Source organism: Agitococcus lubricus, assembly GCF_003051055.1.
Taxonomy (GTDB): Bacteria; Pseudomonadota; Gammaproteobacteria; order Pseudomonadales; family Moraxellaceae; genus Agitococcus; species Agitococcus lubricus.
Genome location: NZ_QAON01000001.1, coordinates 363,479 through 389,607, shown reverse-complemented (window position 1 = coordinate 389,607; position 26,129 = coordinate 363,479). Strand labels below are relative to the sequence as shown.

Sequence of the window (26,129 nt, the reverse complement as noted above, 5' to 3'; positions counted from 1 at the left end):
AATTATTTATTCAACCCACACGCCGTCACTATCAATCACAAGCACAATGCCTGCGGCGGAACGCGTGCCTGTCCCATCGGTTGCTGCCACGGTTTGATTGTCAACGATGTAACAAAGCTGACCTAAACTGGCTTGAGTGACAGGGTCTGCACCGTGGTTGTCCCAACAAAAAACTTTTTTACGGCGTACTTGTGCGGTTTTATCGCCGTCATCACCTATACTGTTATCAACCGCTTCATCAAAACGGCCTAAATAGGTGAGGTCATCGGCGGTTTTTGCCATTTCGCAAAAACCATCAGCATTGGCAACGGCCATTGTGCCTGCCAATACCGTGACACCTGCCGCCAATGGCACAGAAACAATAAATGGGTCTTTATATGGGGTATTACGGTCAGTCGTGATTGCAGTCATGTTCTTATCCTCTTATTGACCAGAACCTTGTTATTTATTTGCTTAACAACGCTTGTTGAGCTTTAAACTGCTCTTTGGTAATGCCTAATTTAGAGCAAATCGCTAATGCTGTTGCATCCAAATCGGCTTCTTGTGTTGCCAATGTCTTAGTCACACTGGTTTGTGTTTGACTAAGGGCAGCAATGGGCTGACGTGCATCGATATACGACTTAGCAGCGGAAAAGTTAGACTTTGCCATACCACGTAACCATGACTCTTCGGCAGGCAAAATTCGGTTATCATTCAATGCCGCAGTGACCAATTCGTCCGCTTGGTTTTGTTGTTGTTGCTGACTCAAAGCAGCAATTTGTTGGTGTAAGCCATTAACGACATCAATCGGTACAAACTTAGTTGGGTCAGGTGTTGCTGTTGCCTGAGTCGTTAATTGCTGACTTAATGCCGCAATTTGTTGTGTTTGATTAGCTAATAAAGCCAACAAATCAACACTGGCGGCGGCTGTCGCTTGTCCTTCCGTCAACATAGCTGCCAACTTTTGTAATTCTGCTTTAACTTCGTCAACGGTTGCCGAAATAGGTAAATTCAGCATCCAACGTAAACGCTCTAAGAGTTCATCCATCGCGGAGTCCTCGTTTTTGGGAGTTGAAGAAAATAACGAGAGAGCCGCTTTAGCCATCACATCGGTTAATCCGTCTAAAGCAGGCGCGTTGGTCAACGCAACATTTAATAACGCGGTCACTAATCCTGTTTTGTGGTGAAAGGGAAAAACAGGACTAATGTAGCGATACTCTTTGTTATCAATCATCGCTTGAGCATTGGGCGTAAATTCGCATAGCGCGTAAAGTCCATCCTCGCGCAATTCAAAATCTTTCATCCATCCTGCGGCAGGCGCAGGCTGTCCGTTTTCTGCTGCCTTGAGTGTTTGATGTTCATAATCAATCACTAAATCGTCCTGACGTGCCTTTAAAACCGCAACAAGTTTTTGCCCTTGCTCTTGGGTTAATAACCAAGACTTGCACTCAACAGGTGTTCCTTTACCCCATGTCATGCCAACAGGCCGACCATCCACGCCTTTAAACTCACCCATAGGCAATACACGCAACCATTGAGCAGCCGATGGCGACTCGGTGACTGAGTTAATGGCAAGGGTTAAAGCAGCTAAAGCGTGATTCATAAACCGACCTCTCGTTAGTGTGGTCAGCCTAAAATCAATTGAGGTTTAAGATAAGGAGGAAGGGATTCCGCTCTTAACAAAAATGCTTTGAAATTTTGCGTTTTAAGCGCGGTTAGCTCAACGTGCTACAAAGAGGCGTTCAAGATAACTAATAGCGTTTATGAACGCTCATAAACGCTATTAAATCGATTTCTAAATCAATTAAAGCCTAAGCCTCTTAAATAATGGGTGACAACCCCTAAAACAGCCTCTTCAGCTTCGGGTTGGAGGTTGCCATTTTTATCAATGGGGATATAAGGACGCGCAGGAATATCGCCCCAAGGGAGAGGGTTACCACGTTTACTTTGTCCGAATTGTCCTTTTTTAGCACCAAATTGTTGGGTTGGTGCATAAGGCACAGTATGACTAACGCCCACACCTGCAAAGTCACTGCCTGAGAATGGCGTAATAGCATCAAACAACTTACCACGTACTCGTAAAATATTATCACTGCCATAGCCCAATGCAGCACGCCGCTCTTTAGTGACAGGGCTTAATCCTGCCCAACTGGGGCGACCATTAGCCTCAAAATTTTTAACGGTTTGATTATAAAGTTCTGTGGCCACCACCGCAGGCAAGCCATACAAATTGGCGTGGGCTTGCATTTGATTCATAAAATTTTGCAACTCTGTTGCAGTCATTCTAATTTCAAACATGGCAATCTCTCAGGTGTAGAGCTATAATAACAGCGTGAGATAGAAGCTAGGATAATTCGCTGCCTAGCGGCCTTGGTTAAGAGCTATGGCCTCAGTGGAAAGTGGCGTACCACCATCTTACAACGAGGGCATGACAACTGGGAAATCGCACGTCCAGTTTAGTTGTTGTTTACAACGTCTATCACGCGGAGAGTGGCGTACCGCCTTGCCCTTATTTAATCTTCTCATTTTTTGAAACATTCGTTATTTCTACCATTGGCACAATACCAATCGTCCTAATTCTGTTCTCAATCGCTGACGCACGTTGTGTGCCTGTAAGTTGAGTTTTATCGACAAAACCAACCGCAACCACCACCTTTGCCGCCTCGCCATTGCCCAAGTCATAGATATAAAGCACTGTATTGGGTTTTTGGGCATCTAAATAAATAGCCATTGGTGCAGTTAATTGTGCAGGCAATTGTTCCAACCAAGCAGTAGAAACACTTGCGCCTCTCGCTGATTTAGCATCCCTAATCCAATGCAGCATATCGTCATCGGTTGAAATAATGGCAGCAGTAAGTGGCTCTTTCCATTTAACTGGGTCAACCTTAACTTTATTATGTAAAGCCACTAAAACGTCACTATCTAATACACCTGCAAGGTAACGTTCGCCAGTCGTGATAATCGGTGGTGCTTTAACCGTGGGTGGCAACAACTTAATCGCATCAAGCTCTTTTTGTAATGCTGTTACACGCGCTGCAAATTGCTTCTCCATTTCAGGCAGTAAAGTATTTTTCATATCGGCATAAAAGCGCGTGGCCAACGGAGCTTCCATTGCCTGAACTTTAGTTAACACAGGTGCAAGGTACTCGGCAGGCGAACTATTAAAGCCAGCATCAGGCGCAAAAAAATGGGTTTTACCATTAGTGTCTTTCACATCGATGCCTGTTCGTTGAGCCATCACAGGCGCACCCGTAGTTTTATTTTTACCGACTTCTTCATTAACCGTGCGTAATTTATTGGCAGATGAGTCCACGTTTAGATTATCTTTTTCAACTTCGTAACCCGATACCCATGTCCAATTACAACGGCAACCAAAACCATTCTTGGGTTTGCACGTTTGCCAAATGGGGTCGTCAAATCTAAAAATACGACCACTCATCGCTCTATGTGTAGGACGAGTACGGCCATCTAAAATAGCGATGTATTTAACGTAGGGATGACTAATTTGTAATGCAGGATTACTTAAATAATATTGCTCCTTAGCCGCCATATATGCCGAGCTAATATTGGTGTCATAAATGGTTCGTAAGCGTCTAATACTGCCTAGCTGTACCACTTGAGCATTGCCTGCACCATCAATAACAATTTGTTTTCCCCACCATCCTTTTTGTTGCAGAGTGGGCGTGATGTCTTTAGCGAACTGCTCAAAAGTTTTTCCTTCTTTTAAAGCCTTAACTAGCCCTTGATGAATATCTTGCAAAATATCCACACGAGCAACTTTGGCAACGGTAAAAGCTCGAGCATGAGCAGCAGCATCCATTTCGCGCCAATCCCATGTAATTTTATAGCCTTTGCTTTCTAAATACTGAATAGCGGCTTCGGGCTTCATGCCAAAGATGGCTTTAAGGTCTAAGCCGTTCATTGGCCTAGCTCCTCTTGTACAGACAATCGTCCCCACAAATCAGCAATAAACAATAAATCACCTAATGTTTCGATTAGCTGTCCATCATCCATTGTCGGATAAGCCTCGGCTAATACAGACAGCCTCTCATTTTCATTACTGGCTGATTTCAACTTGCTAATCACTGGCAACAACAATGGCTCAATCACAGACTGCAATTTTTCATCGGGAATCTTATCGATTAACTCAAACAAGACACTGGCATTCTTGGTGACCTTGTCATCCTCAGTAGGATTACTTGATGGAGCTAACGGCTCTTGTTTCAACGCAGCAACCACGGTACTTAACGCGGCAGTGGGTGAATTTTGCGAGGTACCAGACTTTAAAACCGCCACAGTGTCATTTTCAGGCAAAGGAATACCCAGTTTTTCATGCGCCCATTGTGTTGGTATCTGCATTCCAACACCCACCAATTTAGGAATCGCCTCACTAAACAATTTAATATCTTCGGGTTCTTGGGTGTTAAACACAAAACGAGGCGCACGACTGGGGTCAAAGCCTGCTTTGTTAATGCTCAACAAAGGAATAATTAAACCGCGTGTTAAAGTGCTGCTTAATTGTTTGGCATCGGCGGTTAATAAATCATGGCGCACTTCGTTATGCACATTGCCGAGCGCATTGGTTGAGGTTTTGCCGTCTGCCTGAGTGGTGAGTGTGCCACCTAAAATTGCCTTAGACTGGGTTTTTTCGCACCAATCAATCATGGCTTGGAATGGGTCATGGCTACCTTTGGCCGCTTCCTGAAAGTCAATCATCATGCCTTGCGGAATAATGCCTGCTGCCGCATGGCCAATTTGAGTCACCGCTCTTAATAAAGTAGTTTTTTCTTTTTCGGTTGCACCACTGGGGTATTTGCCCAAGCGCAAAGGCAAGCCATAAATTTCTAAAAACTCAGCTAAATCACGCACCGAATAGTTTTTAAATAAATACGGCCAACACAAAACACGATGCAAACCCGAACGCGTTAAATAACCGCTTTTAGCCTTGTGTTTATGGACAAGCCATCCCAACGGCCACAGTTCTGCACCCTCCATCGTGCCATCACGCAAGCGCAAATCGTTTAAATTATCAATCGGTGTTTGAAACCAAGACTGTGGACGATGATGAAATTTGCAAGGCAATTGCAAATTACCAAGCAACTCCCATTCAACCTCAAGGGCAGCAAAGCCATGACCAATGCCGTCAAGCGCATCCAACATCACATCTTCAAAATCATCAATGTTTTCTAGCCATTCCTGCGCTTCAGCAGCAAGGGCTTTTTCGGCAGTCGTGGCATTTTTAGGTGGTTCGATATGCCAGTCTAAGGTGAGTAAGGCGCGTTTACGTTTACTCATCTCACAATAAATATGACCGTCTCGCTCTTCCATATCTAAGAATAGATTTGACTGAGCAACAATATCGCCTTGTTCGGCAGCGGTTAAAATATTGTACAGTTTTTGAGGAGTTAAACCACGGGCAGGATGGTCAGCAAATTCACGCGCCAAACTCCACACCTCGGCACTTTGTTGTTGCTCAAGGGCGATTTTGGCTTCGCGTTTTTTTAACTTTTCAAGGTCTTTCTTTTTAGACATGGTGTCACTCGGCAGGCAATAAACAAGCTGCTTGCCAAGTTACACGGTAGATAAATTAGTTATAAGGAGGAAGGAATTCAGGGTTTTTGCGTATCTAGCTTTGCGCGAACAAAGCAGTCTTTAGCTTCCAACAATTTACGCATACCTGCGGTTTTTTCGGCACTATCTGGTAATTCGGCTTCAAGTTTTGCCGCTAGTTCGCCAATAGGCTTGCTTACTTCTTGCAAATGAGTTGGAAGATGACCAAATGCAAACCATTTAGATAGACCTGTCATAACACACTCCGTATTAAAAATAAGTTTAACTGGTTACGCCAGTCAGTCGGCTACTGTTTTGCTCATCCTCACAATAACGAGCAGGGCTAAAGGTCAAAGACCACTCCGCGTAGCACTCCCATTGGGTTCTTTAATTAAAAAATGATAATTAATCTCACCAACCCCCATCGCCATACCATTCTTCATCACAATCATCATCGTCATAATCGTTCTTAGACTTAATAGGCGTAAACTCAAACACACCACCAGTCATCCAACTGGCACGGTTAGCCATTGCTAAGGCCACCGCAAAGTCGCCATGTCGTTTGCCTTTACCGCCAATCGAGTCAAGGTCTTTTTGTCGACCTTTATCAATAAGCGGAATACCGTTTTCAATCTTGATGTGCATCATGTCATCTAACATAGATTGATAACGCGGTATTTCTATATTAAAAGCCTCAAATTCACCTTTGAGCTTTGGCATCCATTCGCCATACCAAGCAGCAGATAAATGCACTTGGTCAACCATCTCTGTGCCATAACGTAAAGCGGCTGCTTCCGCCAAATAACCACCGTTACCTGTCGCGTCAAAAGCCAAACCACTCAAACGAGGCAAACGATCAACAATAAAAAACATGACTTGTTTTTGTTGGTCGTAGGTTAGGTTGCGTAACTCCACGACAAAAGGCGTACGCTTGCGTAATTCGGCATTAATGGCCAATGGTACAAAGACGGTCAAATCACCACGACGAGCAAAGTCTTCACCAAAGGAGTGACGATTAAGTTTATTCAGCTTACTTAATTGTGGTAGCAGATTATCAACACACCATTGCTCAATTTCAGCAATACGAACTTCTTCTGACCACGTCATAAATGCATCAGAGGCTTCATAAGTCAGCACAGGAATAGACCTATCTGCCACCATTGCCATTTCAATCAAGGTGCGTGATAGATAGTTGCCGCCTGATTTTTTAGGAATACAGCCATATTCCTCATCCGCGCATTCTTGGTTGGGAGCGTTTTTATACAGCTTGTCACGCCAATCTTTCTCTGCTTCAGGTGACCACTCTTTACCCGTCACATAACAAATCCGCTTAAATAAACCATCTTTTAAAGCATCGTCCAAACTAATTCGATGCACACTATAGTCCTTTCGACCTTCACGCGCATCTTGGATATATTGATTGAACGGATTGTCCACACCATTATGCGTGCTAATTAAACGGACTTTATTGCCCCACATAGTTAAGGCTAAAGCTGCTTTTAATAGCTCTTCTAAGGATTCATGGAAAGCCGCCTCGTCAATCACCACGTCACCCTGTAAACCACGCAAGTTAGAGGGGCGAGAACTTAAAGCCTGAATCTTAAATCCGCTTTTAGGGAAGCGAATCATATACGCCAAAATCTCTTCTTTTTTTGCCGAATCCCAAAAAGTCTGCTCGTAAACATCAGCCTCAGCCAACTGGTTAAACGCACGGGCAAACAACGCACAAGCCGCAATGTATTCCAGTGCCATCTCTTGCTTAGAGCCAACATAAAAGGTATTACAGCCGCCACGCTTACGCGGCTTGGCGGCATTCATCACGTTGCGGCCAGCCTCAGCCCATGTCAAACCCGTGCGGCGGCTTTTTTCGGCAATCATAATTTCGCTGGTATCTTCAAACCAACGTTGTTGATACGGCAAAAAAACAGCATCGCCTTTAGGAATGGCATCCTCAACTTCTTGGGGAACAACAACGCCATGCAGTTCCATTTCAGCCGCTAAATCAATTTTACGCGGCTTATTAAGCGGTATTAGCTTGTTATCAGCCATTATGCTTTACCCAATAAAATAGCACGAATCCTTTCTTCTAGCTCTTCACTCATACCGTCTTGGCCACGCAGTTCTTCGCTAACAGCATTGGCGGCTTCTTCAGCATAGGCTTTACGAATAGCTTGACGTTCTTTAATAGACATGGTGCGCGTTTGCATCACGGCACGGGCAGCACGGGCTAAATCGCCCACATCCTGAATACTAATTTTGTCATCGTCATTAGAGCGTAGCGCAACACCTGTCGCCAGTGTTGTTACCGCTTGTGAGAGTAATGCACCTGCTTTATCGTCAACATCTTCACCAAATTCAGACACCAACACTTGTGATGCAACTTGAATTTCGCGCATTTTACTGGCCATTTCGTCAAATGACTGTCTATAACGTCCTAAGCTAGAACGGCTAGGTGTTTTTTGGTCAGGAAACTGCTTTTTAATCGCCTCTAACATTTCATCAAGCGTGCGATTATCTTCACGCATTAAACGCTCAATAAACTGTCGTTGCTCATCACTCAATTTGCGAATAGACGATTTTTTTAACATTATCGTGGACTCGGACGTTTAACACCGTGAATCTTGGTCATACCTGTTGCCGCATCTGCACCACGTTCAGTTAACGTAGCAACCACCACAGAACCTGCTTCCTGCAAAGTGACACAACCTTGCTCTTTTAACCAATTCAACTCAGTACAAACTTGGTCACGACTCATGGCCAAACCAAATTTATCCATGCCTGTAGTTAATACGGAGCTATTTGACTGATAGCGAGGCATTTCATGCAGCAAGCGCAACAACACCAAACGCTGTTCCTCACGAACAAATTCAGTAAAGCTCATAAAAACCTCTTTATTTATTATTCAATAAATAGTCATTGACGCGATTCACATCCACTTCTAAACGTTCAAGCTGAACATGAATCCCTTTTAACTCAGCTCTGACGGCCTTAATCTCACCCATCATTTCTGCAACGGTTTGGTGGGTGGGAATGTTTCTAACGCGCTCTTCAACCACGGTGACACGATGTTTAACTTCTTGCAGTTCGGTATCTTTGGCCACACGTCTATTGCTAATAAAGGTGTACAAAGCCAACCCAAACATACAAACAAATTGCAGCACTTGAATGCCTAATTTTAATTCTTCGCTCATATCAATCCTGCTTAGGCATCTCTTGCTTAATAAACCGACCAATCAATCCAAAAACGGCCAAGCTAATGGTGACTTTTTGCTGAGTGTCGGGGGGTAAAACGGCCACCAGTTCAGGTGGAATAGGCGCAGTATTAATGGCCACAATCGCAGTCATGGCAATATTGCTAAACCAACGCCAACCTGTACGCCAGTTTTCAACTAATTTAAGTTGCATAAAAACCTCTAAAGACGAATCTTCTGTAAGCCAACACGCGCACCATATTTATCAATCGTCAAAATTTGTTTGCGCGGCTTTGTTTTACTAAAGCCCAAATGCACCCATCGGCCATATTCATAAATTAACTGGTCAAAAATGAGCGAAGAATTTGCAATGGTTTTGCAAATCTCCAAAGATGAGCCAAATTTAGGACAGATAAAATCAACCGCCATACCCTTTGGATGTGCAGAATTGGGCGAACCGTTAATCGCTTTATTCAGCATGGGACTACGATAGCCGCTAGTCACAATAATGCTTTTATTGCCCAACAGTACGCGCACCGACTCCATTTTTAAGGCAGTCATTTCTAAGTTAGGCATTAATTCAACAGGCGGTTGATTATCAATATTTAATCGCTCGGCAGACTCACTGACAATAAACTCAGCAAGGCTAAAATGGGGGGACAACATAATAATCTGAGACATGATTTACCCCTAAAAAAAGCAGCCCGAAGGCCGCTATAAAGGCCAAACAACAAGGGTATTGTGATAGCTAAAAAGCGACTCTATAAGGAGGAAGGGATTCCGCTCGTTGGGGCAAATCTATATGTTTGCCCTCAATCATTTATTGAAGTATTTTTTATTCAAAAAGAGGCAGTTGATTTTTATCAACAACGGGAGCGCGTTTAGCGCAAATAGTTCTAATTTGACGCTCAGTTAAGCCAAAACGAATAGCTAACTCTGACTGACAAATCCCTTCATTAAATAGCCTAATAATTTCTTTATTACGCTGTTCTTTAAACGCATGATAGCCCATCGGCACTTCAATGCGGTCGCAAGCAAACTCTTGGGCTAATTTAACAAGATTATCCAAGCCAATCACCTGAGCCAAGTAATGCTCAGCCTTGCAATGCTCAATGAGCGGAATATATACGCGTGTACCGCCGCATAAGTTCATGAGCTTAAAAGCATCGTTTTGGCCAATGAGTTGGCACAGCCTTTGAAAACCATCTATCATGTCGCATCTCACCACAAAATGCCTATGGTGAGAGTTTAGAAAATATTCAAAAAAAAGTACGCCTATAACACGGTTGCAACTGTACCAAACCGATAAAAATACTATACATAAAATAGAAAGAGTGGTTAAATTCGCGGCAGAGACACAGATTGCCCTAGCTACCCGATAGCAAGCGTAACAGATGACCTAAAAGCCCTTAGTGAAAACTAGGGGCTTTTTGTTTGGGGGCTAGAAAAATACTATATATTTTCTTCAAGTCTATTATTAAACGCTAACAGCTCTCTAATACGTTCTTTATCACTATACGGGTCACTTAAGCCTGTCTCTAAAACCTCTTTAGCCAATCCGAAATACTTAGCTTTGGTATTCGCTCTTTTTGCATTTAAGGCCTTGTCAAGATGCGCATTTGCTACATTAAGATAAGCCTCTGTATGGACGTTTAATAAATCGGCATCAATAATGCCTTTGATTCTTGTTAACAAATCAACCTTAAAAACATCACTATAATTATTACAAACTTCATCATAAAGCTGATGAGCAAGACTTAGGCGAGACTCTGCTATATCTTGTTTTTTGGTCTTGGCACTGATATTTAAAGATTCTCTGATAATTTGCAAACTCCGCAATACTTCCTGCTGCCTAAAAGTCAATAAGGATAAGTTCCAACCGTAATCACTAGACAGCTCATACACAACATGACTACTTGCTGTATAAATCGCTAGCTCCTCAAAGTAGTCATTATTACTGGTTTGCGTGCGTTGTTGTTGTGATGAGCTGCTATTGTTTGAGCCATTATTAAGCCAATCTACAAAACTTTGCGACTGAGGGTTTTGTTTGTTTTGTTTTTTAAACAAGTAATACATGCCTCCAAAACCTAAAAACGACATCAGAAACCAAAATCCAGTTGAGCCGATTGTTTCGTAAAGCCAAGTCAGCAAAATAATCGGTAAAGCTATTACCGCAAATAAAGATACTATCAATGCTTCTACTGTATTTGGCTTCTTTGCCATCATCCTTACTCCCTGTTAATCATCATTAGCTGCCATTGGCGGCTTTTTTATCGGTGTCCGCATTCGCGAACGCACTGGCCGTAGTTTCTACTGCCTTTTTTCCTGCCTCATTAGAATTACGGTAATTATCTAACAAAGCCTCTTCTTTAGCATTTAGCACGACAGGAATACTTCGCTGGCCAATTAAGACATAAAGAACATCTATTCCCAAAGTTGACAGCATTGCTAGCTTGTCGCTAGGAATGGGTATCTCTCTTTCCCAACGCCCAACACTTTTAATATTTACCTCTGTTAAATCTGCAACCTGTGCTTGAGTAACGCCACATCTTTCTCTTTCTTCTTTCAATCTTGAAAAGACATTTTTGTCCATAATAACCACAAAACCTCTTTACTAAGGGACATATTTGTCCTATTATGAACTCAGCGGATGCACTAATGCACCAGTTCTTGTACTACAAAGAGGCAATACTATGAACGAAGAATTACCCCTACAACCTTTAACGTTAGTCTCAAACGAATTAACGCCTGCCCAAAAAATCCGCCTTCAACTGTTAGCTAATACTCACATGGGTCAACAAGTCATGACTGAGTTTTTATTAAATCCAACGCCTGCATCGCATGAATCATTAGCCAATCTCGAAAAACTGGCTCAATGGGTTTTAACCACTAACGCCCAAACTAACCAATAACAACACCACCTCTGCGGCCAATATAGGCCGCAGAAAAAGGAAACCATCATGGCAACCTACACCTGCACCAAAGCACTCACAGTTCCAGAGCTGAAAGCCAAGCTCTTGCGTGAAGGCAAAACCCTAAAACAATGGTCTGTCGAACATGGCTACAACTACAACACAGTTTGCAAAGTCATTGGCGGCACACGCAAAGGCTTTTATGGCATTGGCCACGAAATCGCCGTTCGTTTAGGCATTAAAGAAGGCGAAATCACTGTTAATAACAGCACTCAAGTAGCCTAACAAACGGTTGTAACTGTACCAACAAAACAAGTAGAGGGTAAACACATGACAATAAAAAATCTACTTTCCGAAGAAATTATCGCCATGCTCAACGCAAAAGGCATTTCTTTAGGAGCAATTTGTCAAAAACATGGCTTTCACATTAACGATGTTCACGATGTGATTAACGCTAAAGAAGCCCATCTAAACATTGCTAAGGTTATTGCTAACTCAGTCAATGCTGAGCCTTATATGTTGTGGCCAACACTTTATCGCGCTCATCAAACCACTGTAATCAGCGGCTTTGCATTAAGAGTAACCATACGATGAGCAGTTCAGCACAACGCGCATTAAGCGTACTTAAAGCCCTACGCGGTCACTCGTTAAGTGGTTTGTCTAATGGTCAATTAGCCACTCATTTAAACGAAACCCCAACCAACATTACCCGTGCTTTGCAAGATTTAGCAGCAGCCGATTTAGTCCAAAAACTTGATAACGGCAATTTTGCTCACACGCCACTCATGGAACAAATTGCATTAGCACACCTCAACTCGTTAAACCAAGCCGAGCAACGTATTAAAGAACTACAACGCCGTGCGGCTGTTCATGCAGGATAAGCAAATCATGTCAAAAAAAGAACTCGTTGAACAACAACAAGACTGGGTAGCAGACCCACAAAACACCTTGCTTGCGTTAGACAAGCAAGCAGCCGCCAACATTCAAGCCTTAGCCACTCAATTGGGTTATGACGGCAGCTTAACCGTGGGCGCGTTAGAAGACGAAATTCGCTTTTATCAACGCCGCAGTGTTGAAGATGTTTTAGAACTTGGTAAAAGACTAATTCTTCTTAAAGAAGTAACACCACATGGCGAATTTTCTAAACGCATTGAAATGCTAGGTATCAATATTCGTTTAGGTCAAAAATTCATGCAAGCGGCAAAAAAATTTTGCAAAAGCGAAAACTTTTCGCATTTGAAGAATTTATCAGGTGTAAGTCAAGGCAGATTTTTAGAGTTACTCGTATTGGATGACGAGGAAATCAAGGAGTTATCAGAAGAAGGAAGTGTACGAAATATTGCTTTAGACAAAATAGATTGTATGAGTCCAAGCGAGTTGCGTAAAGCCCTGCGTGAAGCAAAAGCCGATGCCGAAGCCAAAGACACTTTGCTCGCCAAAAAAGACCAAAAAATTAACACCCTAGATGCTGAGTTAACCAAGCGCAGCCAGTTTTCACCTGATAGCGACCTCGTAGAACAACAAGCGCGAGAACAAGCCGTCTTGCAGCAACTCCAAACCGCCCAAAACAACGCCTTGTTAGCCTTTCAGCAATTTCACGTTGCCATAGATGCCGTCCAACAAAGCAGCTATGGCCACCATTTTGATGAAGCCATTCAAAACACCCTCAACTTTGTTTATCAAAACATTGCCAGCATTAGCCACGAACTGGGTGTCGCCATTGATTTTGTCGAAATGGTTAGCCCAGCATGGGTACAAGCTGCAAAACAAGAAATGGGTGAATAACCATGAACCTAGCCGAAATTGACTACTTACGCGGTATCGCACAACAACTAAAGGCCGCTAAACACGGACAAAAAGGCCGCATTATTCAAGATGCGAGTACATTTTTAAGCATTAGCAATGCTGAGCTATACCGTCGTTTAGAAAATGTCGGCTACACCACCGAGCGCAAAACGCGCTCAGATAAAGGCAAATCCGTGATTACCGAAGACCATGCCAAACTCATCGGCGGTATGATTCATATCGCCACACGAGCCAATGGCAAACAAACACTCTCAATCAAAGACACATTAACCATTTTGAGTGAGCAAGGACTTGCCCCACAAGTCAGTCCAACCACCATTGGTCGCGCCTTACGTCAATATCAATTTCATCCTGAACAATTACGCACACCCAAAGCCCATATACAACAACGCAGCTTACACCCTAATCATGTATGGCAAATTGATGCGTCTGTCTGTGTCTTGTTTTACCTCCCAAAAGGAGGCTTACAAGTCATGGAAGAAAAAGAGTTTTATAAAAACAAACCAGCCAACATTAAAAAGGTCGAAAATCAGCGCGTGATTCGCTATGTCATCACCGACCACTACAGCGGCAACATTTATTTAGAATATGTTAGCGGTGCAGAAGACAGTAAAAATCTTATTCAATGCTTTCTAAATGCCATACAGCATCGTAGTTACCAAGACCCCATGCACGGCGTTCCACATATATTAATGATGGACAAAGGCAGTGCCAACCTTAGCGGCTATTTCTTAAATCTCTTAGAACGCCTACACGTCACCTACATCACCCATGCAGCAGGCAACCCACGCGCCAAAGGCCAAGTTGAATGCGCTCAAAATATTGTAGAGCGTAAATTTGAAGGTCGCTTAAGTTTTATCAAAGTCAACAACATTGACGAACTAAACGAATATGCCACTCGCTGGCGATTAGCGTTTAACCAAGAGTTCGTCCATACACGCACTAAACAAACACGTAATCAATTGTGGCAAACCATTCAAGGTGCAGAGTTACGCATCGCACCAAGTCCTGAAATTTGCCGTGATTTAGTCACCACCATGCCCACCACAATCACCGTCAAAGGGGATTTAACGATTACCCATACAGTAAAAGGACATGGCAACAAAAGTTACGATGTGCGTCATATTGACGGCGTTTATCCAAAAGCAAAATTAGACGTGGTTGTTAATCCGTATCGTGCGCCCGACATTGATATTTTAATGAAAGACAGCAATGGCAACCCATACAGCATTACTGTCTCACCAAGAAAGCTCAACAGCGCAGGCTTTGCCATTGATGCACCTGTGATCAATCAACGCATGGATAGCACCCCTGATAGCCAAGCAGACACCAACCGCAAAATCATTTCAAAAGAAGCCTATAACGCTGACACCGAAGCCCAAGTGGATGCTGCTCGCAAAGCCAAACAAGCAGCCTATCAAGGCAAAGTTAATGCAATGGCAGATATTGATAACACAGAAATTCTGCAAAATTTACCACGCGCTGGACAGCAGCTCATTACTGAACAAACACGCCGAGAGCTTGCACCAATTAACCATGTCGAAGCAGCGAAACAAATAAAAGCACTACTCAGTGAGCAAGGATTGGCTGAATTTTGGACAGCCAGCAGCTATCAAACATTAGTTGCCACTCACCCTCAAGCTGTACCAGTCGATGCAATTCGTGAAATAGCCGAAAAAATTATCAACTCTCAAAAAACAACACACTTACGTGTAATCAACCAATAAGAGCAGTCGCCATGAACTTAAAAACACTCTTAGAAAACCATCGCATCAGCCAGCGAAATTTAGCTGATGCCATTGGTATAAGTGCCGCCAGTGTAAACAACATCATTAAGGGCGAGTGGCCAAAAAGCCCAAATCAATCCGACTTAATAGCCAGTATTAGCCAATTTTTAACCAGAAAAGGCATTGCAAAAATTGAAATTGAAGCAGTTTTTAATGCCAAAAACCTTCCATCGACACAGGAAAAAGAAGCCATGTTATTACGCAAGCAAACGCTAAGTCAGAAGGCAAGAAAACACTTTCAACTCTTTAGCAACCCCTTTGCTCAAGACGTACAAAGCCTAGACGAACTTTACACCTCTACTGACATCAACTATGTCCGCGCCGCCATGTATAACGCTGCCAAAAACGGTGGTTTCATTGCTGTTTGTGCAGAAAGTGGTGCAGGCAAAAGCACATTACGCCGTGAACTTATCGAACGCATACATCGGGAACGCCTCGCCATCATCACCATCGAACCATACATCTTGGCAGCTGAAGACAACGACATCAAAGGCAAAACACTAAAATCTGCTCATATTGCCGAAGCAATTATTCACTCGCTTGCCCCGCTCGAAAACCCCAAACGCTCCCCTGAAGCAAGGTTTCGCCAACTTCACAAACTGCTCAAAGAATCCAGCCGCGCTGGCAATCAGCACGTAATCATCATTGAAGAGGCTCATAGCTTACCCATCCCCACACTCAAGCACTTAAAACGCTTTTTTGAACTAGAAGACGGCTTTAAAAAATTATTGTCCATTATTTTAATTGGACAAAACGAACTAGCACTCAAACTCTCCGAGCAAAATCAAGAAGTCCGCGAGGTAGTTCAACGCTGTGAAATAGTCACTCTAGACCCACTAACTCACACAGGGCTGGTTGACTATTTACAGCATCGCATCAAAAACACAGGTCGTAAGCTCGCTGAATTCATTGACGAAACAGGCATCAATGCCCTGAGCATGCGGCTTTCTGCCAGTGGCACACGCAAACATGAACCTACACGCTCATTATTATACCCGCTCGCAATCGGCAACCTGATCACGGGTGCGCTAAACCTAGCTGCCGATCTTGGTGTGCCAGTCATCAATGCCGATATTATCAGAGAGGCATAATCATGACCGACATTGCAGACGTAGCAAATGACATTACTGAACATCAAATTAAGGTTGCCTTAGCGAATCACCAAGCCAATCAGCCAAAGCGTGGAGGCATTTACTGTGACGATTGTGGCGAAGCAATTCCTCCTCTAAGAGCCACTTTAGTCAACGCGATTCGTTGCATTGAATGTCAACGCGCCTTTGAAGCCAAAGCACGACTCAGAGGTAAATAACCATGCACATTAAATGTCCTGCTTGTGGTGCAGTTGCCAGTTTAGACCTCTTACTCGCTGCCGAAGATGGCGCGAGTGAAGTGGTCAAAATCTCAGGTGAAATGCAACCAGAGTTATGGCGTTTAATGGTGCAGTACATCGCTTTGTTTCGCCCACAAAAAACTAAACTCAGCTTTAGCCGTATGGCGAGTTTATTAGGCGAACTACACCCGATGATAAAAAATGCCGCTTTTGAACGAGGCGGCAAACAATTTCATGCACCGCTTAACTACTGGTTGGCAGCCATTGAACAAATGCTTGCCCAACGCGACCGACTCACATTACCGCTAAAGAGTCATGGCTACCTATTTGAAATCATGATGAGCCTAGATGCAAAAGCCATCAAAGATATTGAAAAGAAAAAAGCCACGCCAACTCCAGAACCACAAGCCCAAACTCATCACTACGATGAACCAAGCAAGTTTTTAGAACCGCCAAAAGACACCATGACTAAAGACGAAGGACTTAGAGCACTAAGTAATCTAAGTCAAAAGCTCGGTGTAAAACTCCCAACAAGAACTGTTAAATCGGAGGAGACCGCCCAAAGCAGCCAACAAGCTAAAGAAGAAATGCAGCGACTGATCGATAAAGAGTTAGCAGAACGCAAACAACCAAGAGATACACCATGAACCATATTGATTTAGGCCAGTATAGACCTAACGCCAAAGGCGCATTAATTCCCTTATCCACGATTCCCGAAATCACGCTGTTACGTGATGACGTGATTTGCAAAATTGTGCAAAAAGCCAAATTGATGAATGCTGAATTAAAAGTCCTTAAACAAGAGCTATTTAACGACATCACAGCATTTGTTGAATTATCAGCAGAAAAATACGACACCAAACTGGGAGGAGTTAAAGGCAACACCACCTTAGTCTCGTTTGATGGTCGCTTTAAAGTGCAGCTTGCCAATCACGACAACCTTGTCTTTGATGAGCGTTTGCAAGCGGCAAAATCACTGATTGATGACTGTTTACGTGAATGGACAGCCGACAGCCGTCCTGAAATTAAAGCCCTGATTGATAATGCTTTTGCCGTGGATAAAGAAGGCAAAATCTCTCTTGGACGTGTTTTTAACCTCCGCAGTCTAAAGATAGAAGATGCCAAATGGTTACGCGCCATGACCGCGATTAGCGAGGCCGTCACCATTGTTGGCAGCAAAAGTTACGTCCGTATTTATGAGCGCAATGAGCAAACTCAAAAATACGAAGTCATTAGTTTAGATATTGCAGGGGTGTAATGTGAAAGCAGCCCTTGAACATCTCAATTGGCTGATTGATAACGGCGTTGAATTCCCCGATGCCGCTTATCGTACAGCCACTTTGTTTCAAATTAGCCAACAAGAACTAGAGCAAGAATATGACCGCCAATGCGGTGCGGAGGTGTGAAATGCAAGAGCAACTCATTCAAAAAGCAAACACAGCAATTTTTAAAGCAAGTTTTAGCATTGAGTTATTAAGTGAATATGAAATCAGGGAACGCTTGCGTCAACTTTATCAGCAAGCTTTTTCAGATGGTTTTGAGTTCGCACTAACTCCTATAGACGATAAGAGTGAAAATTAACTTCCTAAGCGAAACACCGCCAATGGCGGTGTCTATCTAGTGTAGCGGCTAGGTACTGACGAGCAGCTAATTAACAAATCACTGGAGCAAATCGTGGATAAAGAAACCGCCTTAGATAAGATAAAAAAATTATTGTCACTCGCCAAATCAGATAATACTAATGAGGCAGAAGCTGCTTTACGCCAAGCGCGTAAACTCATGGATATGCACCAATTAGACATTACTGAGATTCAAGCCAGTGAAGTTCACGAAGAACAAATCCCCTCAGTCGCATCTAAAATGCCGCCAACTTGGATGATTCGTTTAGCACAAACCTGTGCCAGTGCATTTGGTTGCGAGATTGTTGGCACACAATCATTTTTTGAAGGCTACACATTTAAGTTTATTGGTGTTGATATTGCGCCCGATTTATCTAAATATGCTTACGAAGTATTAGCTCGCCAACTTCAAAAAGCTCGCAAAGAGTTTGTTGCTAAACAAACGCGCTGTAAATTAGCCACCAAACGCAGACGTGGTGAAGAGTTTGCAAATGCGTGGATTGATGCAGTAGCCAATAAAGTGTCTGACTTTGCAGGAGCAGACGAGCAACAATTAACCGCGATAAAAGCCTATAAAGCCAAACATTACCCCAATTTAAACTCTGTACCAGTCAAACGCCGCACCACACATGGCCGAGATATAAATGCTTATCAACAAGGCTATGAAGCAGGTCAAACAGCACAATTAAATCGTGGTGTTTCAGGTCAAGAACAATTAGCAATAGGCGGATAAGAAAATGCAATGTCCTGACTGCAATGGTACTGGCAAAACTAGCTTAGTGCATTTAAACAAAGGCTTTAACGAAGAAAAAGGTCGTTGTGATGGCGAATGGCGTGAATCAATCCCATGTATGCGATGTCATGGCGTAGGCCAAGTTCCTGACCAAATGGCAGACTGGATTGCTTTTGGTAAAGATTACCGCAAGCGTAGACAGCTAAATGGTGAAACCTTATATCAAGCAGCAAAACGACTAAAACTATCAGTTCCTGAATTATCGGCAATTGAAAATGGGAAAGTAAACCATGCACTATATTTATAAGAGGATACCATAATGACAGTAAAATCCGACTCAAAACCACGTCTAATCCAACTGATCCATATTGCCAAAAGTCAGCTTGGTATGGACGATGATACCTATCGTAATATGCTCAAACAACTCACCCAAAAAGATAGCACCAAACTATTAACAGTAGGTCAACTCAATCGTGTTGTAGCTCATTTACAAGTTTTAGGCTTCAAAATCCAAACCAAACACAAACAACCAGCCCCAAAAATATTCGACCCACAATCCAAAAAAATCCGCGCATTGTGGCTAGAACTACACCGTCTAGGGCATATCCAAGACTCCTCAGAGGCAGCCCTTGCTGCTTACGTCAAACGCATCACAAGCATTGAATCATTAGCTTGGCTAAGTACCGCACAAGCCAGTCAAGTTATAGAAACTCTAAAAAATTGGCTATTACGCGTCGAATCAAAAAAAACAGCATAAAAAAGGGGGCAATTTAAGCCCCTTAATTTTTGAAACGCTTTTTCACTTTTTCTATCCCACTTTATCCCATCAAGTCCCGTTTTATCCCATTTATCTCGTTTTTTAGGTTTATTTATATAGTTATAGTTCATGCACCACCACCATATAATGTGGCAGGATTTAAGCTATTTAACTCGGCATTTTTTTCTAAACGAATCGCTAAATCTGGATTAGCAATATACGGGCGACCAAAAGCTGCGGCATCAATAAAGCCCTTTTCCATTAACACGTTTGCTTTGCCTACAGTGTAATTTCCTGCACCAATAATGACACCTGTAAATGCGTCGCGTAAGGCCTGTCTAAACGCATCACTGTGTGCAGGACCGCCTGCCCAATCTGGCTCAGACAAATGTAAATAGGCAAGACCCCGCTTATTAAATTCGTGTGCCAAATACAAGCCCATTTCTAAGCCATCTTTATCGTCTAAGCCATTAAAAATGCCTAAGGGCGAAATACGTACACCCACATGGGCAGCATCCCATGCGCTAACACAGGCATCTATCGCTTCTAAGGTCAAACGCGCACGATTTTCTAAACTCCCGCCATAGCCATCGTTACGTTGATTACTTTCGCTAGATTGAAACTGATGCAACAAATAACCATGTGCCGCATGTACCTCTACCATATCAAATCCTGCGGCTCGTGCATTGTGTGTAGCACGCTGATAATCGGCTATTAGGCTCGGTATTTCATCTAACATGAGCGCACGAGGGGTATCACACGCGACACGTACAGGCTGACCATTCTCCCCACGAATAGTCGTCTTATTGACATAGGGAATAGCAGAAGCAGAGACTGGTAATTGTTGATTGGGTTGCAAGGAGTGATGGGATACACGCCCCACATGCCATAATTGAATCGCAATCTTACCCCCTGCTTGGTGTACCGCCTGAGTAATTTGTTGCCATGCAGACACCTGCTCAGCACTATAAATACCTGGTGTGCCCATATAGCCTTTGCCTTGAGGCGAAATTTGCGAAGCCTCACTAATAATCAAGCCCGCATTGGCACGCTGACGATAATACTCTGCCATCAATGGCAAGACAGGCACATCGTTATCATCCTGACTACGCATTCGCGTTAAGGGCGCCATAATGACACGATTTTTTAGGCTCAAAGCCCCCACGGTTAATGGACTAAACAAACTCTGACTCATCACAACACACCCTCTATTTTTTAATCACTCAGCCAAGATATAACGATGAAGACGTCACTCCGTTTATGTGGCTGCCAATCATACATACCCCTATTAGCAGCACAGGCACAGCCTTGATGCAATGTCATATAGGTGTAGGCGCCTCATAACTTTCACAAGGGAGAATACAATAAAAAATAATGTATTAAAAATTACAATGTATTACATAATAAAAAATACAAAATTAGCTATTTTTATAGGTATGTGTATTTTAAATACACCTGACAATTTATGAGTTTTTTCTTTTTTATGTCACTTTTTCATCGGATTGATTTTGATTTGTTAAACCCAAACATCTCTTTTTGGATAAAAAAAAGGCAAGATTACCTTAGATAATGGGTTAAATATGAATAAAAATCAAACAAAAACTGAGATTTTTATTTAGCAAATATGATGATTATCAACAACTTACAAATATTAGGTATTGAAGAGCCAAATAAATAGCACAGAAAGGTTTAAGACACACATTAAGCTAGGATTACAGAAAAACTGCGTCAAAAGATTGCCAGCTATCAACAAAACTATCTTAGGTAAGTGTTGTAGCCGCCAAAAATTGGCTGAGATCGAATATGATATCTAAAGAAATGACGGATGTTTTAGAGGTCTGTTTGATGAATAAAAATCCGAACTGCAACGAATAAACGCGTGATGATGTGTATTTTGTTCATGACTGAGACAACGATAATCTTAGACTGACACCTCAGGGGCTGTTGACGTTTTGCGTATGAGCCAATCAAAATGCAAACAGCACCTAAAAACTTGTCTGAATAAAAAGTGTCAGTCTAGGCCTAAACTATTTTCCAATACAAAAGCTGCTAAAAATTTTTCCTAACAAATCATCAGCCGTAAACTCACCCGTAATTTCTCCCAATGCCTCTTGTGCTGCACGCAAATCTTCTGCCATCAACTCACCTAAGGCTAACCCCTGTAGTTGCTGGTTGGCACGTTCTAAGGCTTGTTGTGTGCGTTTAAGTGCCTCTAAATGACGACGACGTGCAATAAACGGGCTGTGTTCTGCATCTTGATACCCCACTAAGGCTTTCAAATGCTGTCTAAGCAACGCTAAGCCCTCACCCTGACGCGCAGACACCGTAATATGGGGATACCCTTCCACACACGTTAAATGCGCTTCTTGCTGCACGAGGTCGCTTTTATTGGCGATAAAACAGAGTTTATCTGGTGGAGGTAAGGGGTCAAAAAATTGTTTGGCCAACGCAAGCGGGTGTGAAGCTGTGGATAACTTGTGCCCTGCTTGTGGATAACTGGCTGATTTATCCACAGACTCAGACAAGTTATCCACAGAACAGACTGGCAATGTGGATAACTCTGTGGATAAGTCATAAACCAACAATAAGCCATCTGCTTGATTGATTTCGTGATATGCCCGACGAATACCTTCACGCTCGACCGCATCACTGGTCTCACGTAGACCTGCGGTATCAATAATATGTAAGGGCAAGCCGTCAATATGTATTTGCTCGCGTAATACATCACGGGTCGTACCTGCAATGTCTGTGACAATCGCCGCTTCATAACCCGCCAAAGCATTCAACAAACTGGATTTACCTGCGTTAGGTTTACCCGCAATCACGACACGTACCCCTTCACGCAATAACGCCCCCTGCTTTGCTTCTGTTAAAACCGTGTCTACATGCTGCCGTACTTCAGCTAATTTATTTGCAACCACACCATCACTTAAAAAATCTATTTCCTCGTCAGGAAAATCAATTGCTGCCTCCACGTATAAACGCAGATAAATTAAGCTATCTAATAACGTATTGATACGCTGCGAAAACGCGCCTTGTAATGACCGCGATGCGGATTTAACGGCAGCCTGAGAAGCCGCATCAATTAAGTCGGCAATCGCTTCTGCTTGCGCTAAATCCAATTTATTGTTTAAGAATGCACGTTGAGAAAACTCACCCGCTAACGCCATACGCGCGCCCAAATCCAACACGCGTTTAAGTAACATATCCATTAACACAGGGCCGCCATGTCCCTGTAACTCCACCACATCTTCACCTGTAAACGACTGCGGATTCGGGAAATATAAGAGTAAGCCTTCATCTAATACAGCGCCATCCTCACTATAAAAACGTCGAAAATGGGCATATCGCGCTTTGAACTCGGTGCTATCCTGTGTCAATGTTTGCGCAATCTGTAGGGCATGTGTGCCTGAAATACGAATGATACCTACACCGCCTCGACCATTCGGCGTGGCAATTGCTGCAATCGTATCTTGAGTATTGATTAAGGCCATATTCTTACTCTCATCTCGCCTGATAAATCTAGCATACAAAAAACAAAGGCCACCCACACGGGCAGCCTTCGTATATCGCCAAGTACGCAGTCTGTTTATTTTTTATCTGCGCCTTCAATTTGACGATTGATAACCCATTGTTGCGCAATCGATAAAATATTATTGACCACCCAATATAATACCAAGCCTGAGGGAAACCACAGCATAAAGACGGTAAACATAATTGGCATAATCTTTAATACTTTAGCCTGCATAGGGTCTGTGGGCTGCGGGTTTAACATTTGCTGAATATACATTGTCACACCCATAATTAACGGCAAAACAAAATATTTATCCATCGCTGCTAAGTCAGTAATCCACAATAACCAAGGCGCATGGCGTAATTCAACACTTTCCATTAATGTCCAATATAAGGCTAAAAAGACGGGCATTTGTACTAAAATAGGTAAACACCCCGCAACAGGATTGATTTTTTCCTTTTGGTACAAACTCATCATGGCCTGAGACATTTTTTGGCGGTCATTACCATATTGCTCTTTAATGCGTTGCATTTCAGGCATGACTCGACGCATATTCGCCATCGACTTATAACTGGTTGCCGATAAGTGAAAGAAGGCTAATTTAACAAATAAGGTTAAGAAAACAATCGACCAGCCCCAGTTTCCTAAAAAGCCATGCAATAACTGCAATACCCAAAATAAGAACTGGGAAATAAACCATAAAAAGCCATAATCGACGGTTAACTCTAGACCTGTGGATAACTTCGCTAATTGGTCTTGTAATTTAGGCCCCGCATACAGCGTTGCTTTTACACTTTGCTGCAAACCAGGATTCACTGTTAAATCAGAAGACGTAAAGCCAATAAAATATTCACCTTTGTCATTAGACCGTGTAGATAAATAATTACTGGTATTGGCTTCTGGTACCCATGCCGTCACAAAATAGTGCTGAACAATTGCAGTCCAACCGCCAGTTACTTTTTCTTTGAGTGGCTCTTTACTAAAATCGCCAAAAGAAATCTTATTATAATTTTTCTCTGTTGTTCCCCAAGCACCACCTAAGTATGTCACCATCCCAAAACCTTGATGGTTTTTACTGGGGTCTTCACTGGCATCACGCTTTAATTGAGCAAACATCACACCATGCCAAGGTGTTTGACTACGATTAATTACGTTATAACGCACACCAATTTCATATTTTCCTTTGTTAAAGGTAAATATTTTTTGAATCTCGACCCCATTATTATCGCTATAAACAAAAGGAATCTCTAAGGTATTTTGATTCGTTAATTGATAATTCTGTTTAGCTACACGATATAATGGTCTACCTTGCGGATTTTGGTCAGGGCCATTGGTTCCAATTAATCCCGATTGAGCAATATAGGTATGCTCACGCGAATTTTGTAGTAACTTGAAGGCCTCTTGACTATCAACCGTTGTGGTATAGGTTGGCAAGGATAAATTAACAATATCGCCGCCTACAGGGTCAATTTTTAAGTCCAGCACATCGGTTTTGACATGAATCAATGCAGTACTTGCAGCGGCTACCGAGTTAAGCTCTGCCACGGCTGATGCGTTCGCTACGGTAGGTACATCCGAATTTGCAGGGGGAGGAGCTGGCAAATCTGTCGATTTTACAGGCTCAACGCTGCGATTTACGGCGCTTTCAGCACTGGTGTTAGGGGTTGTATTACCATAGTCTTTTTGCCACGCTAAAATCAGCAAATAACTGACGATCGCTAAGGCAACCAAAATTAGATTACGAGCCCATTGCATAGTCATTTTTCCACAGCAGACCAAGAAAAGGTATCTGGCACAGGGTCATAACCCCCTCCGCCCCAAGGATGACAACGTAGGATACGTTTTGATGCTAAATAAGTGCCCTTAAGCGCACCGTGCTTTTGAATTGCCTCTTCGGCATAGGTAGAACACGTTGGAATATAACGACAATTTCCCGCCATCAGAGGACTGATTGCGTATTTATACACGCGGATGGGAATGAGAAATAGAATTTTCATCTGTCGCCTTCAACGAGGCATGATATCGTCGGTTTAATTGCTGCCATGTTTTGTCTAAGGCCTTAGTCAGTTCGTGATTAGCTAAACTATCTATGCCTTGCCGAGCAATAAACACAATATCTACGGCGGGCAACTCATACTGATGCAAACGAAAACTTTGGCGAACTAAACGTTTGATACGGTTTCGTTCTACTGCAAAACGCACTTTTTTTCGTGCGATAACAAAACCAATTCGCGTTTTAGGTTGTTGATTCTTTGCAACAAGTACAAGAAATTGTGGCTGTGCCACTTTACACAAAGGACTATCAAAAACGGCCTGAAAACTTGCACTAGTGCGTAAACGTTGCTCAGGCCGAAAAAGATAGGGTCTGAGCTGGCTCACACTGTTAAACGCTTACGGCCTTTAGCGCGACGACGTGCTAAAACCTGACGACCATTTTTGTCGGCCATACGAGCGCGGAAACCGTGAGTACGTTTGCGTTTAAGTTCGCTGGGTTGAAAAGTACGCTTCATGATTTTTTACTCAACGTTATACGGCCAAAAATTGGCCACATTCAAAAAGGCGGTCATTCTATGTATTTAAGGGACATCTGTCAAACAATAAATCATCTCAATCACAGTGGATTTGCCTGTGGATAACTTGTAAATAAATTTCCTCAAACCAAAGTTATCCACAGAAATTTGAGCCACCTACTATAAATTTAATTAATTAATATATAAATTTAAATTTAGAATTTATAGTGGAAATCGCCATTTTCTGTGGATAAGTCACTATTTCTATTTAATATCAACCACTTAGCCTGTGGATAAACCTGTGGATGAAATGTGGATAACTTTTTGCCTAAAAACTTATCCACACACTTATCCACAGAAATTTGAATTTTATCCACAGCACTTATCCACAAAGTTATCCACAGGTTTTTTTATCTGGTTTTACTATTTTTTGGGCTGACA

At 42.7% G+C, this 26,129-nt stretch carries 35 protein-coding genes, 1 other RNA gene and 1 pseudogene; 16 read left to right on the top strand and 21 right to left on the bottom strand.

From position 1 onward, the window contains the following. Positions 1-6 precede the first annotated feature (6 nt). From C8N29_RS01685 to C8N29_RS01615, 15 genes are all read right to left on the bottom strand, one after another. On the bottom strand, positions 7-411 hold the full coding sequence (locus tag C8N29_RS01685; RefSeq protein ID WP_107864281.1) for a hypothetical protein: 405 nt from the start codon (positions 409-411) through the stop codon (positions 7-9). Positions 412-445: 34 nt separating this feature from the next. Next, positions 446-1,582, bottom strand: coding sequence for a phage protease (locus C8N29_RS01680; protein ID WP_107864280.1), 1,137 nt, complete (start codon positions 1,580-1,582; stop codon positions 446-448). Between the two features lie 197 nt (positions 1,583-1,779). Next, the gene (locus C8N29_RS01675; RefSeq protein WP_107864279.1) at positions 1,780-2,277 is read right to left on the bottom strand and encodes a phage virion morphogenesis family protein; all 498 of its coding nucleotides are present in this window, start codon (positions 2,275-2,277) and stop codon (positions 1,780-1,782) included. Positions 2,278-2,488: 211 nt separating this feature from the next. Continuing rightward, positions 2,489-3,901, bottom strand: coding sequence for a phage head morphogenesis protein (locus tag C8N29_RS01670; protein WP_107864278.1), 1,413 nt, complete (start codon positions 3,899-3,901; stop codon positions 2,489-2,491). Next, positions 3,898-5,511, bottom strand: coding sequence for a DUF935 domain-containing protein (locus C8N29_RS01665; protein ID WP_107864277.1), 1,614 nt, complete (start codon positions 5,509-5,511; stop codon positions 3,898-3,900). The genes C8N29_RS01670 and C8N29_RS01665 overlap by 4 nt, the downstream gene beginning before the upstream one ends. Before the next feature lie 77 nt (positions 5,512-5,588). Next, complete coding sequence (locus C8N29_RS01660) at positions 5,589-5,786, bottom strand: hypothetical protein (protein WP_107864276.1); 198 nt, start codon at positions 5,784-5,786, stop codon at positions 5,589-5,591. Positions 5,787-5,940: 154 nt separating this feature from the next. Continuing rightward, complete coding sequence (locus C8N29_RS01655; RefSeq protein ID WP_107864275.1) at positions 5,941-7,578, bottom strand: hypothetical protein; 1,638 nt, start codon at positions 7,576-7,578, stop codon at positions 5,941-5,943. Continuing rightward, on the bottom strand, positions 7,578-8,117 hold the full coding sequence (locus tag C8N29_RS01650) for a phage protein Gp27 family protein (protein WP_107864274.1): 540 nt from the start codon (positions 8,115-8,117) through the stop codon (positions 7,578-7,580). Before C8N29_RS01650 ends, C8N29_RS01655 begins: the two co-directional genes overlap by 1 nt. Next, positions 8,117-8,410, bottom strand: a complete 294-nt coding sequence (locus C8N29_RS01645) for a VpaChn25_0724 family phage protein (protein ID WP_107864273.1) — start codon at positions 8,408-8,410, stop codon at positions 8,117-8,119. Before C8N29_RS01645 ends, C8N29_RS01650 begins: the two co-directional genes overlap by 1 nt. 10 nt (positions 8,411-8,420) lie before the next feature. After that, positions 8,421-8,720, bottom strand: a complete 300-nt coding sequence (locus tag C8N29_RS01640; RefSeq protein WP_107864272.1) for a DUF2730 family protein — start codon at positions 8,718-8,720, stop codon at positions 8,421-8,423. A gap of 1 nt (position 8,721) precedes the next feature. After that, positions 8,722-8,934, bottom strand: a complete 213-nt coding sequence (locus tag C8N29_RS01635; protein ID WP_107864271.1) for a DUF7940 domain-containing protein — start codon at positions 8,932-8,934, stop codon at positions 8,722-8,724. Between the two features lie 8 nt (positions 8,935-8,942). Further along, on the bottom strand, positions 8,943-9,401 hold the full coding sequence (locus C8N29_RS01630; RefSeq protein WP_107864270.1) for a D-Ala-D-Ala carboxypeptidase family metallohydrolase: 459 nt from the start codon (positions 9,399-9,401) through the stop codon (positions 8,943-8,945). A 154-nt stretch (positions 9,402-9,555) separates the two neighbouring features. Then, entirely contained in the window at positions 9,556-9,933 is a 378-nt protein-coding gene (locus C8N29_RS01625; protein WP_107864269.1) for a Mor transcription activator family protein, read from the bottom strand. A gap of 239 nt (positions 9,934-10,172) precedes the next feature. Beyond that, positions 10,173-10,946 carry a hypothetical protein gene (locus tag C8N29_RS01620; protein ID WP_146164403.1) on the bottom strand — a complete coding sequence of 258 codons (774 nt, stop codon included), beginning with the start codon at positions 10,944-10,946 and terminating at the stop codon, positions 10,173-10,175. Between the two features lie 22 nt (positions 10,947-10,968). Continuing rightward, entirely contained in the window at positions 10,969-11,313 is a 345-nt protein-coding gene (locus C8N29_RS01615) for a helix-turn-helix transcriptional regulator (protein WP_107864267.1), read from the bottom strand. Between the two features lie 100 nt (positions 11,314-11,413). Between C8N29_RS01615 and C8N29_RS01610 the strand changes: the two genes are divergently transcribed. The 16 genes from C8N29_RS01610 (at position 11,414) to C8N29_RS01545 (ending at position 19,664) form a co-directional block, all read left to right on the top strand. After that, entirely contained in the window at positions 11,414-11,632 is a 219-nt protein-coding gene (locus C8N29_RS01610) for a hypothetical protein (protein WP_107864266.1), read from the top strand. A 48-nt stretch (positions 11,633-11,680) separates the two neighbouring features. Continuing rightward, positions 11,681-11,917 (top strand): helix-turn-helix domain-containing protein, encoded by a 237-nt coding sequence (locus C8N29_RS01605; protein ID WP_107864265.1) that lies wholly within the window; start codon positions 11,681-11,683, stop codon positions 11,915-11,917. A gap of 45 nt (positions 11,918-11,962) precedes the next feature. After that, entirely contained in the window at positions 11,963-12,226 is a 264-nt protein-coding gene (locus C8N29_RS01600) for a helix-turn-helix domain-containing protein (protein WP_107864264.1), read from the top strand. Further along, entirely contained in the window at positions 12,223-12,513 is a 291-nt protein-coding gene (locus C8N29_RS01595; RefSeq protein ID WP_107864263.1) for a helix-turn-helix domain-containing protein, read from the top strand. Before C8N29_RS01600 ends, C8N29_RS01595 begins: the two co-directional genes overlap by 4 nt. A gap of 7 nt (positions 12,514-12,520) precedes the next feature. Further along, on the top strand, positions 12,521-13,417 hold the full coding sequence (locus C8N29_RS01590; RefSeq protein WP_239986936.1) for a hypothetical protein: 897 nt from the start codon (positions 12,521-12,523) through the stop codon (positions 13,415-13,417). Positions 13,418-13,419: 2 nt separating this feature from the next. Then, positions 13,420-15,165: an integrase catalytic domain-containing protein gene (locus C8N29_RS01585; RefSeq protein ID WP_107864262.1), complete on the top strand. Its 1,746-nt coding sequence runs from the start codon at positions 13,420-13,422 to the stop codon at positions 15,163-15,165. 11 nt (positions 15,166-15,176) lie between these two features. After that, positions 15,177-16,316, top strand: coding sequence for an AAA family ATPase (locus C8N29_RS01580; RefSeq protein WP_107864261.1), 1,140 nt, complete (start codon positions 15,177-15,179; stop codon positions 16,314-16,316). Positions 16,317-16,318: 2 nt separating this feature from the next. Continuing rightward, the gene (locus C8N29_RS01575; RefSeq protein WP_107864260.1) at positions 16,319-16,534 is read left to right on the top strand and encodes a TraR/DksA C4-type zinc finger protein; all 216 of its coding nucleotides are present in this window, start codon (positions 16,319-16,321) and stop codon (positions 16,532-16,534) included. A 2-nt stretch (positions 16,535-16,536) separates the two neighbouring features. Further along, positions 16,537-17,202, top strand: coding sequence for a hypothetical protein (locus tag C8N29_RS01570; protein ID WP_204509251.1), 666 nt, complete (start codon positions 16,537-16,539; stop codon positions 17,200-17,202). After that, positions 17,199-17,813 (top strand): DUF3164 family protein, encoded by a 615-nt coding sequence (locus C8N29_RS01565; RefSeq protein ID WP_107864259.1) that lies wholly within the window; start codon positions 17,199-17,201, stop codon positions 17,811-17,813. Before C8N29_RS01570 ends, C8N29_RS01565 begins: the two co-directional genes overlap by 4 nt. Before the next feature lies 1 nt (position 17,814). After that, on the top strand, positions 17,815-17,961 hold the full coding sequence (locus C8N29_RS16705) for a hypothetical protein (RefSeq protein WP_170106850.1): 147 nt from the start codon (positions 17,815-17,817) through the stop codon (positions 17,959-17,961). Position 17,962: 1 nt separating this feature from the next. Continuing rightward, positions 17,963-18,136, top strand: coding sequence for a hypothetical protein (locus C8N29_RS16700; protein WP_170106849.1), 174 nt, complete (start codon positions 17,963-17,965; stop codon positions 18,134-18,136). Positions 18,137-18,142: 6 nt separating this feature from the next. Further along, positions 18,143-18,208, top strand: an RNA gene (locus C8N29_RS01560) — hammerhead ribozyme type II. 21 nt (positions 18,209-18,229) lie between these two features. Further along, positions 18,230-18,907 (top strand): DUF2786 domain-containing protein, encoded by a 678-nt coding sequence (locus C8N29_RS01555; RefSeq protein ID WP_170106848.1) that lies wholly within the window; start codon positions 18,230-18,232, stop codon positions 18,905-18,907. A gap of 4 nt (positions 18,908-18,911) precedes the next feature. Then, positions 18,912-19,214 (top strand): helix-turn-helix domain-containing protein, encoded by a 303-nt coding sequence (locus C8N29_RS01550; protein ID WP_107864257.1) that lies wholly within the window; start codon positions 18,912-18,914, stop codon positions 19,212-19,214. Positions 19,215-19,226: 12 nt separating this feature from the next. Next, positions 19,227-19,664, top strand: a complete 438-nt coding sequence (locus C8N29_RS01545; RefSeq protein WP_107864256.1) for a gp16 family protein — start codon at positions 19,227-19,229, stop codon at positions 19,662-19,664. Positions 19,665-19,791: 127 nt separating this feature from the next. Here C8N29_RS01545 and nemA read toward each other — a convergent pair whose 3' ends face one another. The 6 genes and pseudogenes from nemA to rpmH all read right to left on the bottom strand — a co-directional run bounded on the left by nemA (position 19,792) and on the right by rpmH (position 25,688). Next, a complete protein-coding gene (nemA, locus tag C8N29_RS01540) occupies positions 19,792-20,859 on the bottom strand; it encodes an N-ethylmaleimide reductase (RefSeq protein ID WP_275656191.1) in 1,068 nt (355 codons plus the stop codon). Positions 20,860-21,691: 832 nt separating this feature from the next. Then, positions 21,692-23,149, bottom strand: a complete 1,458-nt coding sequence (mnmE, locus tag C8N29_RS01535) for a tRNA uridine-5-carboxymethylaminomethyl(34) synthesis GTPase MnmE (RefSeq protein WP_420836648.1) — start codon at positions 23,147-23,149, stop codon at positions 21,692-21,694. 104 nt (positions 23,150-23,253) lie between these two features. Next, positions 23,254-24,939, bottom strand: a complete 1,686-nt coding sequence (gene yidC / locus C8N29_RS01530; RefSeq protein WP_420836644.1) for a membrane protein insertase YidC — start codon at positions 24,937-24,939, stop codon at positions 23,254-23,256. 29 nt (positions 24,940-24,968) lie between these two features. Then, a pseudogene (gene yidD / locus C8N29_RS01525) lies at positions 24,969-25,175 on the bottom strand (membrane protein insertion efficiency factor YidD); the annotation flags it as partial. Next, complete coding sequence (gene rnpA / locus C8N29_RS01520; RefSeq protein ID WP_107864251.1) at positions 25,138-25,557, bottom strand: ribonuclease P protein component; 420 nt, start codon at positions 25,555-25,557, stop codon at positions 25,138-25,140. The gene rnpA and the pseudogene yidD, both read right to left, overlap by 38 nt. Next, a complete protein-coding gene (rpmH, locus tag C8N29_RS01515) occupies positions 25,554-25,688 on the bottom strand; it encodes a 50S ribosomal protein L34 (RefSeq protein ID WP_107864250.1) in 135 nt (44 codons plus the stop codon). The genes rnpA and rpmH overlap by 4 nt, the downstream gene beginning before the upstream one ends. Positions 25,689-26,129 lie beyond the last annotated feature (441 nt).

Bases quoted from the DNA above. Each gene is read 5' to 3' on its own strand.
- C8N29_RS01565 (WP_107864259.1), top strand. From the start codon at position 17,199: ATGAACCATATTGATTTAGGCCAGTATAGACCTAACGCCAAAGGCGCA.
- C8N29_RS01590 (WP_239986936.1), top strand. From the start codon at position 12,521: ATGTCAAAAAAAGAACTCGTTGAACAACAACAAGACTGGGTAGCAGAC.
- C8N29_RS01635 (WP_107864271.1), bottom strand. From the start codon at position 8,934: ATGCAACTTAAATTAGTTGAAAACTGGCGTACAGGTTGGCGTTGGTTT.
- C8N29_RS16700 (WP_170106849.1), top strand. From the start codon at position 17,963: ATGCAAGAGCAACTCATTCAAAAAGCAAACACAGCAATTTTTAAAGCA.
- C8N29_RS01680 (WP_107864280.1), bottom strand. From the start codon at position 1,582: ATGAATCACGCTTTAGCTGCTTTAACCCTTGCCATTAACTCAGTCACC.
- C8N29_RS01575 (WP_107864260.1), top strand. From the start codon at position 16,319: ATGACCGACATTGCAGACGTAGCAAATGACATTACTGAACATCAAATT.
- C8N29_RS01645 (WP_107864273.1), bottom strand. From the start codon at position 8,410: ATGAGCTTTACTGAATTTGTTCGTGAGGAACAGCGTTTGGTGTTGTTG.
- C8N29_RS01670 (WP_107864278.1), bottom strand. From the start codon at position 3,901: ATGAACGGCTTAGACCTTAAAGCCATCTTTGGCATGAAGCCCGAAGCC.
- C8N29_RS01615 (WP_107864267.1), bottom strand. From the start codon at position 11,313: ATGGACAAAAATGTCTTTTCAAGATTGAAAGAAGAAAGAGAAAGATGT.
- C8N29_RS01630 (WP_107864270.1), bottom strand. From the start codon at position 9,401: ATGTCTCAGATTATTATGTTGTCCCCCCATTTTAGCCTTGCTGAGTTT.
- C8N29_RS01545 (WP_107864256.1), top strand. From the start codon at position 19,227: ATGACAGTAAAATCCGACTCAAAACCACGTCTAATCCAACTGATCCAT.
- C8N29_RS01580 (WP_107864261.1), top strand. From the start codon at position 15,177: ATGAACTTAAAAACACTCTTAGAAAACCATCGCATCAGCCAGCGAAAT.
- C8N29_RS01650 (WP_107864274.1), bottom strand. From the start codon at position 8,117: ATGTTAAAAAAATCGTCTATTCGCAAATTGAGTGATGAGCAACGACAG.
- C8N29_RS01620 (WP_146164403.1), bottom strand. From the start codon at position 10,946: ATGATGGCAAAGAAGCCAAATACAGTAGAAGCATTGATAGTATCTTTA.
- C8N29_RS01665 (WP_107864277.1), bottom strand. From the start codon at position 5,511: ATGTCTAAAAAGAAAGACCTTGAAAAGTTAAAAAAACGCGAAGCCAAA.
- C8N29_RS01570 (WP_204509251.1), top strand. From the start codon at position 16,537: ATGCACATTAAATGTCCTGCTTGTGGTGCAGTTGCCAGTTTAGACCTC.
- C8N29_RS01550 (WP_107864257.1), top strand. From the start codon at position 18,912: ATGCAATGTCCTGACTGCAATGGTACTGGCAAAACTAGCTTAGTGCAT.
- C8N29_RS01600 (WP_107864264.1), top strand. From the start codon at position 11,963: ATGACAATAAAAAATCTACTTTCCGAAGAAATTATCGCCATGCTCAAC.
- C8N29_RS01585 (WP_107864262.1), top strand. From the start codon at position 13,420: ATGAACCTAGCCGAAATTGACTACTTACGCGGTATCGCACAACAACTA.
- C8N29_RS01605 (WP_107864265.1), top strand. From the start codon at position 11,681: ATGGCAACCTACACCTGCACCAAAGCACTCACAGTTCCAGAGCTGAAA.
- C8N29_RS01685 (WP_107864281.1), bottom strand. From the start codon at position 411: ATGACTGCAATCACGACTGACCGTAATACCCCATATAAAGACCCATTT.
- C8N29_RS01610 (WP_107864266.1), top strand. From the start codon at position 11,414: ATGAACGAAGAATTACCCCTACAACCTTTAACGTTAGTCTCAAACGAA.
- C8N29_RS01640 (WP_107864272.1), bottom strand. From the start codon at position 8,720: ATGAGCGAAGAATTAAAATTAGGCATTCAAGTGCTGCAATTTGTTTGT.
- C8N29_RS01675 (WP_107864279.1), bottom strand. From the start codon at position 2,277: ATGTTTGAAATTAGAATGACTGCAACAGAGTTGCAAAATTTTATGAAT.
- C8N29_RS01595 (WP_107864263.1), top strand. From the start codon at position 12,223: ATGAGCAGTTCAGCACAACGCGCATTAAGCGTACTTAAAGCCCTACGC.
- nemA (WP_275656191.1), bottom strand. From the start codon at position 20,859: ATGAGTCAGAGTTTGTTTAGTCCATTAACCGTGGGGGCTTTGAGCCTA.
- yidC (WP_420836644.1), bottom strand. From the start codon at position 24,939: ATGACTATGCAATGGGCTCGTAATCTAATTTTGGTTGCCTTAGCGATC.
- C8N29_RS01660 (WP_107864276.1), bottom strand. From the start codon at position 5,786: ATGACAGGTCTATCTAAATGGTTTGCATTTGGTCATCTTCCAACTCAT.
- C8N29_RS01625 (WP_107864269.1), bottom strand. From the start codon at position 9,933: ATGATAGATGGTTTTCAAAGGCTGTGCCAACTCATTGGCCAAAACGAT.
- rpmH (WP_107864250.1), bottom strand. From the start codon at position 25,688: ATGAAGCGTACTTTTCAACCCAGCGAACTTAAACGCAAACGTACTCAC.
- C8N29_RS01655 (WP_107864275.1), bottom strand. From the start codon at position 7,578: ATGGCTGATAACAAGCTAATACCGCTTAATAAGCCGCGTAAAATTGAT.